Source organism: Serratia sp. J2 (assembly GCF_046269175.1).
Classification (GTDB): Bacteria; Pseudomonadota; Gammaproteobacteria; order Enterobacterales; family Enterobacteriaceae; genus Chania; species Chania fonticola_C.
Window position 1 is genome coordinate 109,655 of sequence record NZ_JBKABN010000005.1, and the last position, 15,342, is coordinate 124,996.

Below are 15,342 nucleotides of genomic sequence, written 5' to 3' on the forward strand. Positions count from 1 at the left end.
TCGTGACTTCGGCTAAACCACTCATGGCTTGACAATGATAATTTCCTGCGATGGATCAACGTGTTGCATCTGCAGTTTTTCGGTGGCGATACGCTCTACGCGGCTGTGATCGCCAAGGGCATTCTCTTCCAGGATCAGGTTGCGCCATTCGATATCCAGCGCATCCCTCTCCAGCACCAGCTGTTCGCGCTCGGCGGTCAGCAGGCGGGTACGGTGCGCGGTGGTCACCACAAACACGGCGGAAACCAGCGCGGCAATCATCAAAATCAGCGGGATCTTGGCGTTACGCAGCAGATCGCCACCAATGACGCCAACTAAACCGTGGCGCTCATTACCAATCACGCAGGCATCCTCTCGGCAATACGCAGCACCGAACTGCGCGCTCGTGGATTTTCCGCCACTTCAACATCACCAGGCTTCATTTTGCCCAAGGCTTTCAGCGTGCGGCCACCCATTTCACGCAACTGCGCTTCGGTTAGCGGAATTCCTGCCGGAACCTGGGCACCACGGCTGTGGTGGCGCATAAAGCTTTTGACGATACGGTCTTCCAACGAATGGAAGCTGATGATCGACAGGCGGCCCTCTGGTGCCAACACGGCTAATGCACCGTCCAGCGCGCGTTCGATCTCTTCCAGCTCGCTGTTGATGTAGATACGGATCGCCTGGAAACTGCGGGTTGCCGGGTGTTTATGCTTATCACGGAACGGGCTGGCATGGGCGATCAGCTCGGCCAGTTCCTTGGTGCGGGTCATCGGTTCTACTTGGTTTCTTTCCACAATGGCGCGGGCGATGCGTTTGGCGAAGCGTTCTTCACCGAAGGTTTTCAGCACCCAGGCAATATCGTCGGCTTCCGCTTTCATCAACCATTCGGCGGCAGATTGGCCGCTTGATGGATCCATACGCATATCCAGCGGGCCGTCACGCATAAAGGAAAATCCGCGTTCTGCGTCATCCAGCTGCGGGGAAGAGACACCTAAGTCGAGCAACACGCCGTCGATCTTGCCTACCAGTTCCCGTTGCTGCACATAGTCAGCCAAATCAGAAAACGGGCCGTGGATGATAGTAAAACGTGGGTCTGCAATAGATTGAGCTGCGGCAATTGCCTGCGGATCGCGATCGATAGCCAATAAGCGCCCTTCCGGCCCCAGTTGGGACAAGATCAGACGAGAATGACCACCGCGACCAAAAGTACCGTCGATGTAGATGCCGTTACTGCGAATATTGAGCCCCTTCACGGCCTCATCCAACAGTACGGTCGTATGTTTATAATTTTCCAGCATGCTTATAGTGACAAGTCCTGTAGCCGCTCAGACAACGGTTCCTGAGTGGATTGTTCCGCGTCAATATCATCCTTGACTTGTTGATACCAGGTCTGTTCATCCCACAGTTCAAACTTGTTGAACTGCCCGACCAGCATCACTTCTTTAGTAAGCCCGGCATGTTGGCGTAGCGTATTGGCTAACAGCAACCGGCCGGCATTATCCATCTGACACTCGCTGGCATGGCCCAACAGCAAGCGCTGGACTCGGCGCTCGGCGGGATTCATGCTCGACAGACGGGACAACTTTTGCTCGATGATTTCCCATTGAGGTAATGGATAAAGCAGCAGGCAGGGCTGATGGAGGTCAATGGTGCAAACCATTTGGCCTTGCGATTCCTCATTCAGTAAATCCCGATAACGGGTCGGTACGGCGAGCCGTCCTTTACTGTCGAGGTTGACCATCGTTGCCCCACGAAACATACCTGAGCTACCCCCTCGTGACCCTTTTCACCACTTTACACCACAAATTCCCACATAAGGGAGTTTACGGAGGGTATGAAAACCTTGTCAAGCCAGAGCAAGAGCGGTTTGGCAATATTTATAGGCATATTCTGGAGGCTGGCTCACGAAAGGAACTCTATTTATTGCATGAATATAAATTAACATCATGATTAAAGAGGAGAATTTTCTAAGCGGAAAGAGTGCGATTAAAATAAACACAAATTGACGATTAAATAACTCATTATGTCCTTCTGCAATCCAGGTCTCACTTTTCAACATCGCTCTCGGCGGGGATACCCCCACCGCATCCCGCGTCGGTCAAGGCTTGGCCACAAGCCGCTTGCCAGCAGCGAAATGCCATAAACCCTTGACTTAATAACACTCAGCAAGTATTTCGCTGCCAACGGCGCGCTATTTTACTTCAATTATTCCGTCAAAGAACAACCCAAAGATAAAATAAATGGCGAAGCACTGGCTTAAGCCGTTAATTATGATTCAAATCAAAATGGTAAGATTATTCTCAAAACACCTATTTACAATTAACCTGGATTTTTTTGCGCATTTAGGAATATGCGCAAATTTAGTGCGCCTATCGCTGAATCAGCCGCAAAACCGTCATCTCGCCGCCACCAGACAATCATAACGCATTGTTTATATTAACAATATTTTCATTCACCATTTTAAACTCCTGCTTTACGAGCTTTTCCCCCTGTTGTCAGGATAAAAATCAGCCAAATGTTAAAAATAAAAATTTTAAGCCACTTAAAACATTCCATGTAGTCAAGTACACTACAAAAATGCTTAAAGGTCAGTTAATAACACCTAATTAACATTAATAAGCAACATGTTAACCGATAAATTCAGGGATCGTGTCATGTCTAGAGCCGTTTCACCATGGCGCAGCGCTGCCGCCGATACTTTTGCGCTAGTGGTGTACTGTTTTATCGTCGGGATGGCGATTGAAATACTGATTTCGGGCATGAGCTTTAGCCAATCACTCTCCTCCAGACTGGTGTCGATCCCCGTCAATATCGTGATCGCCTGGCCCTATGGCCGCTACCGCGATTTCTTCATCGCCACCGCACGCCGCAGCCCATGCGGGCAGTTTTTGCTGCGTAACCTGGCCGATCTGTTGGCTTATGTCAGTTTCCAATCGCCGGTTTACGCCGTCATTCTGTGGAGCGTGGGCGCCGATGGACAACAGATCCTGGCCGCGGTGACCAGTAATGCGGTGATCTCGATGGCGATGGGCGTGGTATACGGTTATTTTCTGGAATATTGCCGCAGGCTGTTTCGCGTGGTCCCCTCCCCCCAACCCTCTCCAACAGGGAGAGGGAGCTGATAGCCCCTGCTCTGCTGGAGCTAAAGAGATAATCTCGGCACCAAAGTGAGTCACTATAGTTTCAGACCCACTCCACCAAGGAGAGCGGATACGAAGCTGTGATCAGGAACAGGAGTTAATCAGTCACCGGGTGTACAGAACGAATAGCGTAGTCAAATTGTGACTCGATCGGTCCCTCTCCCTGTGGGAGAGGGTTAGGGTGAGGGCATTATTTGCGGCTCAGGCTGCCACGGCGGAACAGGTTACGGCGAATGCGCGTCATACCCGGTTTAGGTTTGCGCGGTTCATCCAGGCTGGCAAGCACCAGCTCCAGCACCCGTTCGGCAACATCACGGTGGCGCTGAGCCACGGCAAGCACCGGGCATTCCAGGAAATCCAATAGCTCATGATCACCAAAGGTGGCAATCGCCAGATCCGCCGGTAAACGCCCACGCTGTTTCAGCGTTACGTCCATCACGCCCTGCAACAGCGAGAACGAGGTGGTAAACAGCGCCTGTGGCATCGGATGGGTTTTCAGCCATTCCGCAAACAGCACACCCGCTGCTTCACGTTCATAGCTGTTGGCATACAGATAATCCACTTGCCGCTCATCATCCTGCCAGGCCTGGCGGAAACCCTGCTCACGCAAGAAGCTGACCGAAAGCTCAGGCAAAGCTCCCAGATACAACACCGACTTGGCGGGGAAAGTGCGTAACTCCTGTGCCAAGGCAAAGGCGTCCTCCTGATCGGCACCCACCACGCTGATAAAGTGTTCACGATCCAGAGCGCGATCCAACGCGATAATCGGGAAAGGATCGTTAGCCCAGCGTTGATAGAAAGGATGCTCCGGCGGTAACGCGGTGGAGACGATGATCGCATCAACCTGGCGTTGCAGCAGGTGCTCAATGCAACGCATTTCATTATCCGGCTGATCTTCCGAGCAGGCGATCAACAGTTGGTAACCACGCTGACGCGCCTGGCGCTCCAGGTAGTTGGCGATGCGGGTATAGCTGGTATTTTCCAGATCCGGGATCACCAGGCCGATAGAACGAGTGCGGCCTGCACGCAGCCCTGCCGCTACGGCATTCGGGTGATAATTGTGCTCCCTGACCACGGCCATCACTTTTTCGACGGTTTTATCGCTGACACGATACTGCTTCGCCTTGCCGTTGATGACATAACTGGCCGTAGTGCGCGAAACGCCTGCGAGACGCGCGATTTCATCCAGTTTCACGTTAACCCCTTTAAATGACTCTCAAAATGACAATGGATCGTGTGGCGTTGTTTACCCCACGCTTTCAATATACGACTAAACATGCAGCGAACCGAAAGCAGAAGGGTAATGAGTAACCATGATAGTCACTATGGTTATTCAACCCGTAATGGCGATCTAACAGCAGAAAACACGGCCGAGCAACCGCTTTCGCCCAAAGGTGCCAGCAAATGGGCAAAAAATTAAAAAGAAAGGGCGCAGCAAACCTGCCACGCCCCTGATGTAGTGCAGAAAACCCGCTATCAGCGCATAATCTTGTCGCCACGCGACACGCCAACAATCCCCGAGCGGGCCACTTCAACGATTTCTGCCACTTCACGTACGGCGTTGAGGAAGGCATCCAGCTTGTCGCTGGTCCCCGCCAACTGCACGGTGTAAAGCGAGGAGGTGACATCCACAATCTGGCCACGGAAGATATCCGTGCTGCGTTTCACCTCTTCACGCCCGTAGCCACTAGCCTGCAGCTTCACCAACATGATTTCACGCTCAACGTGAGCCCCCTGCACCAGCTCACTGACGCGTAAAACGTCAACCAGCTTATGCAACTGCTTCTCTATCTGCTCCAGTACCTTTTCATCACCCACCGTCTGGATCGTCATGCGTGACAAGGTTGGATCATCGGTAGGAGCAACCGTCAGGCTTTCGATGTTGTAGCCACGCTGAGAGAACAGCCCGACGACGCGCGACAACGCACCGGATTCGTTTTCCAGTAATACCGATAAAATACGGCGCTTCATCAGGTTCTCTCCGTTTTGCTTAGCCACATTTCGTCCATGCTTCCACCGCGGATCTGCATTGGATAAACATGTTCGGTCTCGTCGACGGTCACATCGACAAACACCAGACGTTCTTTTTCAGCCAGCGCCTGCGCCAGCTTGCTTTCCAGCTCATCCGGGGTACGAATGGCGATGCCAACATGGCCATAGGCCTCGGCCAGCTTGACGAAGTCCGGCAAGGAATCCATATAGGACTGAGAATGGCGGCCAGAATAGATCATGTCCTGCCACTGCTTCACCATGCCCAGGTAGCGGTTATTCAGGTTAACCACCACTACCGGCAAATTGTACTGCAGAGCCGTGGACAGCTCCTGGATATTCATCTGAATGCTGCCGTCACCGGTGACGCACACCACCGTTTCGTCTGGCAGTGCCAGTTTTACCCCTAGGGCGGCTGGTAAGCCAAAGCCCATGGTGCCCAGACCACCCGAGTTGATCCAACGGCGCGGCTTATCGAACGGATAATACAGCGCGGCAAACATCTGGTGCTGGCCAACGTCGGAGGTGACATAGGCATCGCCTTTGGTCAGGCGGTGCAGCGTTTCGATCACCGCCTGAGGTTTGATGGTGCCACTGTCTTTGTTATAGCCCAGGCAATCACGCGCGCGCCACTGTTCAATGGACTGCCACCAGTCACGCAGCGCATCGAAATCCTGCGCTTTGTCCTCATGCGCCAGCAGTTCCAGCATCTGCGTCAGGACCTGTTTGGCATCGCCAACGATAGGAATATCGGCATCCACCGTTTTGGAAATGGAGGTCGGGTCGATATCGATATGCAGCACCGTGGCATCCGGGCAATATTTGGCCAGGTTATTGGTAGTGCGATCGTCAAAGCGCACCCCTACGGCAAAAATCACGTCGGAATGATGCATGGTCTTGTTGGCTTCATAGGTGCCGTGCATGCCCAGCATACCGACGCTTTGGCGGTGAGTCCCGGGGAACGCCCCCAGCCCCATCAGCGTACAGGTGACCGGCAAGTTCAGCTTTTCCGCCAGTTGCAGCAACTCTCCATGGCACTCCGAATTGATGGCACCGCCGCCCACGTACATGATCGGCTTTTTAGCCGCCAGAATGGTCTGTAGGGCGCGTTTGATTTGCCCGCGGTGGCCTTGCACCGTCGGGTTGTAGGAACGCATGCTGACGTCCTGCGGATACGCGTAAGGCATTCTTATCGCCGGGCCGACGATATCTTTCGGCAGATCGACCACCACCGGGCCAGGGCGGCCGGTAGAGGCCAGGTAGAACGCCTTTTTCAGCACGGAAGGAATGTCTTCGGTACGCTTGACCAGGAAGCTGTGTTTTACCACCGGGCGGGAGATACCCACCATGTCGCACTCCTGGAAGGCATCGTAACCAATCAGCGAGCTCGGCACCTGGCCAGATAGCACCACCATCGGGATGGAATCCATATAGGCGGTGGCGATGCCAGTAATGGCGTTGGTAGCCCCAGGGCCAGAAGTGACCAGCACTACGCCCACTTCGCCGGTCGCTCGTGCATAGCCATCGGCCATATGCACCGCCCCTTGCTCGTGGCGCACCAGAATATGATCGATGCCCCCCACCGTGTGCAGGGCATCATAGATATCGAGTACCGCCCCGCCCGGATAGCCGAATACATGCTTAACGCCCTGATCGATCAGCGATCGGACGACCATCTCGGCTCCTGACAATATTTCCATGGGTTTGCCTCCAGGCTTACATAGCTTGTTCTTGTCTGACGCCGGAACGTAGCGCCTGTCCTGTCTGGGGCATGGCCCCAAAAATCTTATGGACGTTTTGGACTCTTAACATAGCGTCAGAATATGGGGCAGGCAAACGGCAAAATGGCTTATCACCGGCAAGGGTATTGCCATCAGGCTGGAGAAGTGCGGCTTGGCAAAACTATGCACTAGCTGAGCGGTTGTTCATCTAGGCATTATTTCGAGGGTGGGGGTAATTACAGAACTAAATCAGGCAAGGGCGACTGGGGATTTTTCGTCCGCCTGCCGCCCCTATCATCACTTTTCCTGATACATCGACTCTATCTCATGCTGATAACGCTGTAGGATCACCTTGCGACGCAGCTTCAGGGTCGGGGTGAGTTCCCCCAATTCCATCGAGAAGGCCGCCGGCAGCAGGGTAAATTTCTTCACCTGCTCAAACAGGGCTAACTCTTTTTGCATCTCCCGCAGATGCTTTTCGAACATTTCGATGATATGGCTGTTGCGCAGCAGTTCGAGCCGATCCTGATACTTCAGATTGACCGATTTGGCATACTCTTCCAACGACTCGAAACTTGGGACGATCAACGCGGAGACAAATTTGCGTGCATCGGCAACGATCGCGACCTGTTCGATAAAGCGATCCTGCGCCAGGGTGCCTTCCAGCATCTGTGGCGCAATGTATTTGCCGCCGGAGGTCTTCATCAGATCCTTCAGCCGCTCGGTAATAAACAGGTTGCCGCTATCGTCGATCATGCCGGCATCGCCGGTTTTCAGCCAGCCGTCAGCGGTAAAGCTATCGGCCGTCTCCAACGGTTTATTGAAATAGCCGCGCATCACGATTGGCCCCCGCACCTGGATTTCATTTTCATCGCCAATGCGCACTTCCACACCGGGCAGTGGCTTGCCGATCGAACCAAATCGGAAGTTGTTTTCTTCCCAGCAGGAGACTGTGGCACAGGTTTCCGTCATGCCGTAGCCGTATTTGATGTTGATGCCCATCGCCTGGAAAAACAGAATCACGTTGTCATCAAGTTTGGCACCGGCCGCTGGCAAGAAGCGCACCCGCCCTCCCAGGATCCCCCGCAGCTTGCTTAACACCAGCTTGTCAGCCCAGCGGTGAGACAGATCGAACAGCTTGCCTAACGGTTTCCCTGCCCTTTCCTGGAGGAACTTGCGTTCACCGCAGACGATGGCCCAGTGGAATAAGGCACGCCGCAACCAAGGCGCACGAGCGACCTTTTCATGCACCGCACTGAAGATTTTTTCATAAAAGCGTGGCACTGCGCACATCAGGGTCGGTTTGACATCGGCCATCGCTTCCCGCACCCAGTCGGTATTGGGCAGATAAACGTTCTGCGCGCCCGAATGCATGATAAAGAAGCTCCAGGCACGTTCAAACACATGTGACAACGGCAGGAAACTGAGGGAAACGTCATCCGCTGTTACCGTCAGGCGATCGTCATGCAGTTGAAGCTGTGCGGCCATATTGCGGTAATCAAGCATCACGCCTTTCGGCTCTCCGGTGGTGCCTGAGGTGTAGATCAGGGTAAACAAGTCCTGCAAATCCCGCTCGGCGATTCTTTGCTGACGCAGGACATCGAAACGCTCGATATCCGCAAGACGTTCGAAATGATGCAGATGTTGAGCAATCTCACAGCCGCGCAAATCGGCTGAAGCATCAAAGACAATAATATGGGTCAGTTGCGGGCATACGCCACGCAGCGCAATCGCGGCATCCAGCTGTTCTTGCTCGCCGACAAACAGAATGCGGATATCCGCATCATTAACGATAAATGCCGCCTGAGCCGGAGTGTTGGTGGCATAAAGCGGCACGCTGACCGCCCGCAGTTCGAGGATCGCCAGATCGGCCAGCGACCAGGCCATGCTGTTGTTGGCAAAAATCGCGATACGTTCCTGTACCTCGACGCCCAGAGCCAGCAAGGCGCAGGCTATATGCTGCATATGCGCCCCAACCTGCGACCAGGTCAGCCGTGTTTCTCCCTGCGGGGACCACTGACGGAAAGCCGTATGTTCGGCACGGTTAGCAATGTGATGCTGTATACGTTCGACCTGATGGTAATGCTGCAAGGTATTGGTCATAGCGCTCTATGCCTGAAATTAATCAACCAGTTAACCGCGATTGGAGCGGAAGCTCTCACATCTCAGCTTACACGTGTTTACTTTTTTTGCGCAGTCTACCTAGTCTCCGGCTGTGGGAAAAGGGATTTCAGCGTAGAAGTGTGAGCCAAAACGCGCTTGTGCTCACTTCTCTTGATCTTGGACAAAAGGGAGTGCAAAAGGTTTACGCCAAACAGACAAAGTGGGATCGACGACCAGAAGGGAGAGGTGACAGCTTAAAATAGCGGCGGTATCCTTTGGGGCAGAATAGAGTTTCACTCGCTCAAATTAATTAACCCTGGTGGGTGAATGATATTTCCCACGGCGTTATTAGCCGGAATTATCTTAGTTTTACTTGAGCCTATTCTTATTATTCTTTCGCGCTATCCATTATCAACCCGACGCACTCGAAAGCGCGCTGGGCCAATAAATCACTAATTAGCGCAATACACCCGCTTGGCTAAGTACGGACTTCATCCACTGATGGCCTTCATCACGCTCGGCAGACTCATGCCAGGAGAGATAACAGGTGGCGGTTTTTCTCTCCCAAGGCAGCGGAATTAATTTTAGCTGCAAGGCTTGTGCGTGCTGTTGGGCAAACCAACGAGGAGCGATTGCCACCATCTCGGTCATGGCGACCAGATTCAATACGCTGAACAGGTCGGTACATTGCTGGGTGACGCTGCGTTGTAGGGTTTCGTCAAGATAGTAGGGTTTGCTAAAGGAACAAAAACGCTCTAAGGCGATGACGGCATGATGCTCCGCCAGCATCTGTTTCTGGCTAATGGTACCCACCAGGCGTGGGTGAGACTGCGCGGCAACCAGGGTCAATTCATCATCGAACAAGGCAATATCCTGAAACTCGGGATGTTCAAGGCGGCTATAGCCAATGACAAACTCGGTTTCCTGATAGCGTAACTGATGCTCGATGTTATTGCTCATGTAAGACTTGGTCTGTATCTGCACGTTGGGAGCCATGCTCTTGACGTTGTTGATTATTTTGGCAGTCAGACGAATATCTAGCGGGCTGCAGATAGAAAGCATAAAGAGGCGTTCACTGCTCAGGGCGTCAAAGCCAGCGCCTGGCAGCTCATTTTGTACCAGCTGCAGTGCCTGGCGTACCGGGCCAAAAAGTTGGCGGGCGCGCATGGTAGGCTGAATGCCACGGCCGAAGCGAACAAACAGCTCGTCGTTGAACATGAGCTTCAAACGCGACACGGCATTGCTGACCGCCGGTTGCGACATCCCTAAGGAATTTGCCGCCTTGGTAATATTCTGCATCTGCATAACCGCATCAAAAACAGTGAGTAAATTAAGATCCACACTGCGCAAATGAATATCACCGTTTTCTTTCCTCAAGACAGTTCCTGAATTATATTCGGACATATCCAAACTCCACTAAGTCCCATGTAGATAATCCCGCTAGCGCGCAGGGGAATAACGGGAAAAGACACGCTACGTTATTCCCACACAGCGAAATTAGTTATCCCTTTTGACTACTCTTGTAAGATAGCAATCGGGCATCATCCTATAAAAATATGACACAGCGGTGCATATTAGGCATTGTTCGTCGTCGGGTAGCCTTGGCACATCGGTTCGCAACTCGCCGATGGCACACAAACAAAATTGGCAGGCAAAACACCTGAGTTATGAATACCTGTTTGGTACACATCAACCTCTGGATCAGACCATAAAATGAGTTAATGGACAATCATACCAGAGCAAAATAGGTCTCTTTAGCCTCACTTAATTGATTGTAGCGGCTCAGTTCAGCGCTAAAAATACGAATTACGAATGAATTAACGACAACAAATTGACACCATGAATGCCAAGCCCACAACATCAGCATCCCATCAAACCACGTTTGCTGTTTTTTTGCGCCAACGATAAATTTTAACCGAGTAGTCTTGCTAATCAATGCGGCAGTGCCACTTTCAAACCATTTATGCTAATAAACCCCCGATCACCTGTGGATTTAACGCTGGCCCTTGCGGATTTTACCGAATTTCCAACTGGTGCTATCCCCGTTGGTGCCACGCTTTTCAATACCCCTGTTTTAATCAGGTGTTGACATGCCCCGGCCAATAAAGTATCAAATTAGGCAACGAAACAATTTTAGAGAAGCTGACCGCCATGATCCGTACCCACCGTCTACTAGGCCTACTACTAAACGCATCTTATGTGCGCGGTACGCTGGTGGACGGGGTTCAAAGCTGATTCAGCCCATCATCTGCAAAACCCGCGCTACTGCGCGGGTTTTTTTTTACCCGCTTAGCGTGAAACAAACACGACAAGGAACAACACGATGAGCCAACAAGTCATTATTTTCGATACCACATTGCGTGATGGTGAACAGGCGCTGCAGGCAAGCCTGAGCGTTAAAGAAAAAATCCAGATCGCCATGGCGCTGGAAAGAATGGGTGTCGATGTAATGGAGGTCGGCTTCCCAGTCTCCTCCCCTGGGGACTTCGAGTCGGTACAGACCATTGCCCGCCAGATCAAAAACAGCCGCGTTTGTGGTCTGGCACGCTGTGTTGATAACGACATTGACGTCGCTGCCGAAGCATTACGCGTAGCCGAGGCCTTCCGTATTCACGTCTTCCTGGCCACCTCCACCCTGCATATCGAATCCAAATTAAAGCGCTCTTTCGACCAGGTGCTGGAAATGGCGGTGCGCTCAGTGAAACGCGCCCGTAACTATACCGATGACGTAGAGTTTTCCTGTGAAGACGCTGGCCGTACCCCGATTGATAACCTGTGCCGCGTGGTAGAAGCCGCCATCAACGCCGGTGCCACTACCATTAATATCCCTGATACCGTTGGCTACACCACGCCAAACCAGTTCGGCGGCATCATCACTACGCTGTACGACCGCGTGCCTAATATTGATAAGGCGATCATCTCCGTCCACTGCCACGACGACTTGGGCATGGCCGTGGGTAACTCTATCGCAGCCGTCCAGGCCGGTGCCCGCCAGGTAGAAGGCACCTTGAACGGCATCGGCGAACGTGCCGGTAACTGTTCACTGGAAGAAGTGATCATGGCCATCAAGGTGCGTCAGGACTTTATGCAGGTGCACACCAATATCAATCATCAGGAAATCTACCGTACCAGCCAGTTGGTCAGCCAGCTGTGCAATATGCCTATCCCGGCCAACAAGGCCATCGTCGGTTCCAACGCCTTCGCTCACTCCTCCGGTATCCACCAGGATGGCGTGCTGAAAAACCGCGAAAACTACGAAATCATGACCCCTCAGACCATCGGTCTGAAAGATGTCCAGTTGAACCTGACCTCCCGTTCCGGCCGCGCGGCGGTAAAACACCGTATGGAAGAGATGGGCTACAAGGAACAGGATTACAATCTGGACGTGCTGTACGCGGCTTTCCTGAAGCTGGCAGATAAGAAAGGCCAGGTGTTTGACTACGATCTGGAAGCCCTGGCATTTATCAATAAGCAGCAAGAAGAGCCTGAGCATTTCAGCCTGGAATACTTCAGCGTGCAGTCTGGCAGCAGCATTATGGCTACCGCCTCGGTCAAACTGAAATGTGGCGAGGAAGAGAAGTCCGAAGCCGCTACGGGCAACGGCCCGGTCGATGCTGTTTACCAAGCCATCAACCGTATTACCGGCTACCCGATTGAGCTGGTGAAATATCAACTGACCGCCAAAGGCCAGGGCCGCGACGCGCTGGGCCAGGTTGATATCGTGGTGTCTTACAATGGCCGCCGCTTCCATGGCGTGGGCCTGGCAACCGATATTGTGGAATCCTCTGCCAAGGCGATGATCCACGTATTGAACAATATCTGGCGCTCTCAGCAAGTAGAAAAAGAAAAGCAGCGCTTGCAGCAAACCAAACAGCAAAATAATCAGGAAACGGTGTGAACATGACTAAGACTTACCACATTGCCGTCTTGCCCGGAGACGGAATCGGCCCGGAAGTAATGGCCCAGGCCCACAAAGTGTTAGATGCCGTGCGCCAACGCTTTGGTATCCGCATTACCACCAGTGAATATGACGTCGGTGGCATTGCCATCGATCGCCACAGCACCCCACTGCCTGCTGCAACCGTTGCCGGCTGCGAGCAGGCCGATGCCATCCTGTTCGGCTCGGTAGGCGGCCCCAAATGGGAGCACCTGCCACCGGCAGAGCAGCCGGAGCGCGGTGCGCTGCTGCCGCTGCGTAAGCACTTCAAACTGTTCAGCAACCTGCGCCCTGCCCGCCTGTACCAAGGGCTGGAAGATTTTTGCCCGCTGCGTGCCGATATTGCCGCGCGTGGCTTCGACATTCTGTGCGTACGTGAGTTAACCGGCGGCATCTACTTTGGCCAACCCAAAGGCCGTGAAGGCCAGGGCATGCATGAGCGCGCCTTTGATACCGAGGTCTACCACCGCTTTGAGATCGAACGCATCGCCCGTATCGCCTTCGAGTCCGCCCGCAAACGCCGCAATATCGTCACCTCGATTGATAAAGCCAACGTGTTGCAAAGCTCCATCCTGTGGCGTGAAGTTGTGAGTCAGGTAGCCAAGGACTATCCGGATGTGTCGCTGTCGCATATGTATATCGACAACGCCACCATGCAGTTAATCAAAGACCCATCCCAGTTCGACGTGTTGCTGTGCTCCAACCTGTTCGGCGATATCCTGTCGGACGAATGCGCCATGATCACCGGCTCGATGGGCATGCTGCCGTCCGCCAGCCTGAACGAACAAGGCTTTGGCCTGTACGAACCCGCCGGGGGTTCCGCACCTGACATCGCGGGCAAAAACATTGCCAACCCGATCGCGCAAATTCTGTCTGCCACCCTGCTGTTGCGTTACAGCCTGGGTGCCGATGAAGCCGCAGATGCGATCGAGCGCGCCATTAATCAGGCATTGGAACAGGGCTACCGTACCGCCGATCTGGCCGGTGCCGGCAAAGCCATCGGCACCAATGAAATGGGCGATATCATTGCCCGCTTCGTGGCTGAGGGGGCGTAAATCATGGCCAAGACCTTATATCAGAAATTATACGATGCCCACGTGGTGCATGAAGCGCCAAACGAGACACCGCTGCTGTACATCGATCGGCATCTGGTGCATGAAGTGACCTCCCCACAGGCCTTCGACGGCCTGCGTGCCATGGGCCGCAAAGTGCGTCAGCCGGGCAAGACATTTGCCACCATGGATCACAACGTGTCGACCCAGACCAAAGACATCAACGCCAGCGGCGAGATGGCTCGCATTCAAATGCAGGAGCTGATCAAGAACTGTGCAGAGTTCGGCGTCTCACTGTATGACCTGAACCACCCCTTCCAGGGCATTGTGCACGTTATCGGCCCTGAGCAAGGCATGACGCTGCCGGGCATGACCATCGTCTGTGGTGACTCCCATACCGCCACGCACGGTGCCTTTGGCTCGCTGGCGTTCGGTATCGGTACTTCGGAAGTGGAACACGTGCTGGCGACCCAAACCCTGAAGCAGGGCCGCGCCAAGACGATGAAGATTGAAGTCACCGGCGATGCGGCAGAAGGTATCACCGCCAAAGATATCGTGCTGGCCGTGATCGGCAAAACCGGCAGCGCTGGTGGTACTGGCCACGTAGTTGAATTCTGTGGCAAAGCGATCGAAGCGTTGAGCATGGAAGGCCGCATGACGCTGTGCAACATGGCGATTGAGATGGGTGCCAAAGCAGGCCTGGTTGCGCCAGACGACACCACCTTCAATTACCTGAAAGGCCGCCAGTTCGCTCCTACCGGGGAAAACTGGGAGCAGGCTGTGGCCTACTGGCGCACCATGAAGTCCGACGCCGAAGCCAAATTCGATACCACTATCACCTTGCGGGCGGAAGATATCGCGCCACAGGTCACCTGGGGCACCAACCCTGGGCAGGTTATCGCGGTCGATCAGGCGATCCCAACCCCCGATTCCTTTAGCGATCCGGTGGAACGTGCCTCAGCTGAAAAAGCGTTGGCCTATATGGACCTGAAACCCGGCATCAAGCTGACTGACGTCGCAATCGACAAAGTGTTTATCGGTTCTTGCACCAATTCACGCATCGAAGATCTGCGTGCCGCAGCCGCCATTGCCAAAGGCCGTAAAGTGGCCGCCGGCGTGCAGGCGATTGTGGTGCCTGGCTCCGGCCCGGTGAAAGCACAGGCGGAAGAGGAAGGTCTGGACAAGATCTTTATCGAAGCGGGTTTCGAATGGCGTCTGCCAGGCTGCTCCATGTGCCTGGCGATGAACAACGACCGTCTGAACCCTGGCGAACGCTGTGCCTCAACCAGCAACCGTAACTTCGAAGGGCGTCAGGGCCGCGGTGGGCGTACCCATCTGGTCAGCCCGGCGATGGCTGCTGCTGCTGCCGTTACCGGCCATTTTGCCGACATCCGTGAATTGCACTAAGGAGCACCAGC

At 53.7% G+C, this 15,342-nt stretch carries 12 protein-coding genes; 4 read left to right on the forward strand and 8 right to left on the reverse strand.

All coding sequences use genetic code 11. The features are described from left to right. Positions 1-21: 21 nt before the first annotated feature. From ftsL to mraZ, 3 genes are read right to left on the reverse strand one after another with little or no spacing between them, the layout of a single operon-like run. Entirely contained in the window at positions 22-342 is a 321-nt protein-coding gene (gene ftsL, locus ACKWMY_RS07345) for a cell division protein FtsL (protein ID WP_021179318.1), read from the reverse strand. Continuing rightward, positions 339-1,280 (reverse strand): 16S rRNA (cytosine(1402)-N(4))-methyltransferase RsmH, encoded by a 942-nt coding sequence (gene rsmH / locus ACKWMY_RS07350; RefSeq protein ID WP_024527176.1) that lies wholly within the window; start codon positions 1,278-1,280, stop codon positions 339-341. The genes ftsL and rsmH overlap by 4 nt, the downstream gene beginning before the upstream one ends. A 2-nt stretch (positions 1,281-1,282) precedes the next feature. After that, positions 1,283-1,741: a division/cell wall cluster transcriptional repressor MraZ gene (gene mraZ / locus ACKWMY_RS07355; RefSeq protein WP_024483534.1), complete on the reverse strand. Its 459-nt coding sequence runs from the start codon at positions 1,739-1,741 to the stop codon at positions 1,283-1,285. A gap of 895 nt (positions 1,742-2,636) precedes the next feature. Between mraZ and ACKWMY_RS07360 the strand changes: the two genes are divergently transcribed. Next, positions 2,637-3,104, forward strand: coding sequence for an L-alanine exporter AlaE (locus ACKWMY_RS07360; protein WP_074028481.1), 468 nt, complete (start codon positions 2,637-2,639; stop codon positions 3,102-3,104). Between the two features lie 208 nt (positions 3,105-3,312). On the opposite strand, the gene cra is transcribed toward ACKWMY_RS07360, so the two are convergent. The 5 genes from cra to leuO form a co-directional block, all read right to left on the reverse strand. Next, positions 3,313-4,317, reverse strand: coding sequence for a catabolite repressor/activator (cra, locus tag ACKWMY_RS07365; protein WP_021179314.1), 1,005 nt, complete (start codon positions 4,315-4,317; stop codon positions 3,313-3,315). 281 nt (positions 4,318-4,598) lie between these two features. Next, a complete protein-coding gene (ilvN, locus tag ACKWMY_RS07370; protein ID WP_021179312.1) occupies positions 4,599-5,093 on the reverse strand; it encodes an acetolactate synthase small subunit in 495 nt (164 codons plus the stop codon). Beyond that, positions 5,093-6,811 carry an acetolactate synthase 3 large subunit gene (gene ilvI, locus ACKWMY_RS07375; RefSeq protein ID WP_024527178.1) on the reverse strand — a complete coding sequence of 573 codons (1,719 nt, stop codon included), beginning with the start codon at positions 6,809-6,811 and terminating at the stop codon, positions 5,093-5,095. Before ilvI ends, ilvN begins: the two co-directional genes overlap by 1 nt. A gap of 318 nt (positions 6,812-7,129) precedes the next feature. Next, positions 7,130-8,935 carry an AMP-dependent synthetase/ligase gene (locus tag ACKWMY_RS07380; protein ID WP_409486119.1) on the reverse strand — a complete coding sequence of 602 codons (1,806 nt, stop codon included), beginning with the start codon at positions 8,933-8,935 and terminating at the stop codon, positions 7,130-7,132. Positions 8,936-9,391: 456 nt separating this feature from the next. Next, positions 9,392-10,339: a transcriptional regulator LeuO gene (gene leuO / locus ACKWMY_RS07385; protein WP_024527180.1), complete on the reverse strand. Its 948-nt coding sequence runs from the start codon at positions 10,337-10,339 to the stop codon at positions 9,392-9,394. Between the two features lie 919 nt (positions 10,340-11,258). Between leuO and leuA the strand changes: the two genes are divergently transcribed. Genes leuA through leuC form a run of 3 tightly spaced genes read left to right on the forward strand, consistent with a single transcriptional unit; the run spans position 11,259 to position 15,331 of the window. Further along, positions 11,259-12,833, forward strand: a complete 1,575-nt coding sequence (gene leuA, locus ACKWMY_RS07390) for a 2-isopropylmalate synthase (protein ID WP_024527181.1) — start codon at positions 11,259-11,261, stop codon at positions 12,831-12,833. Positions 12,834-12,835: 2 nt separating this feature from the next. Then, on the forward strand, positions 12,836-13,927 hold the full coding sequence (leuB, locus tag ACKWMY_RS07395; RefSeq protein WP_199061207.1) for a 3-isopropylmalate dehydrogenase: 1,092 nt from the start codon (positions 12,836-12,838) through the stop codon (positions 13,925-13,927). Between the two features lie 3 nt (positions 13,928-13,930). Beyond that, positions 13,931-15,331 carry a 3-isopropylmalate dehydratase large subunit gene (gene leuC, locus ACKWMY_RS07400; protein WP_024527182.1) on the forward strand — a complete coding sequence of 467 codons (1,401 nt, stop codon included), beginning with the start codon at positions 13,931-13,933 and terminating at the stop codon, positions 15,329-15,331. Positions 15,332-15,342 lie beyond the last annotated feature (11 nt).

What these genes read in the sequence shown, in the direction of transcription:
- rsmH (WP_024527176.1), bottom strand. Translation starts at nt 1,280, where the DNA reads ATGCTGGAAAATTATAAACATACGACCGTACTGTTGGATGAGGCCGTG.
- mraZ (WP_024483534.1), bottom strand. Translation starts at nt 1,741, where the DNA reads ATGTTTCGTGGGGCAACGATGGTCAACCTCGACAGTAAAGGACGGCTC.
- ACKWMY_RS07360 (WP_074028481.1), top strand. Translation starts at nt 2,637, where the DNA reads ATGTCTAGAGCCGTTTCACCATGGCGCAGCGCTGCCGCCGATACTTTT.
- ilvN (WP_021179312.1), bottom strand. Translation starts at nt 5,093, where the DNA reads ATGAAGCGCCGTATTTTATCGGTATTACTGGAAAACGAATCCGGTGCG.
- ilvI (WP_024527178.1), bottom strand. Translation starts at nt 6,811, where the DNA reads ATGGAAATATTGTCAGGAGCCGAGATGGTCGTCCGATCGCTGATCGAT.
- ACKWMY_RS07380 (WP_409486119.1), bottom strand. Translation starts at nt 8,935, where the DNA reads ATGACCAATACCTTGCAGCATTACCATCAGGTCGAACGTATACAGCAT.
- leuO (WP_024527180.1), bottom strand. Translation starts at nt 10,339, where the DNA reads ATGTCCGAATATAATTCAGGAACTGTCTTGAGGAAAGAAAACGGTGAT.
- leuA (WP_024527181.1), top strand. Translation starts at nt 11,259, where the DNA reads ATGAGCCAACAAGTCATTATTTTCGATACCACATTGCGTGATGGTGAA.
- leuB (WP_199061207.1), top strand. Translation starts at nt 12,836, where the DNA reads ATGACTAAGACTTACCACATTGCCGTCTTGCCCGGAGACGGAATCGGC.
- leuC (WP_024527182.1), top strand. Translation starts at nt 13,931, where the DNA reads ATGGCCAAGACCTTATATCAGAAATTATACGATGCCCACGTGGTGCAT.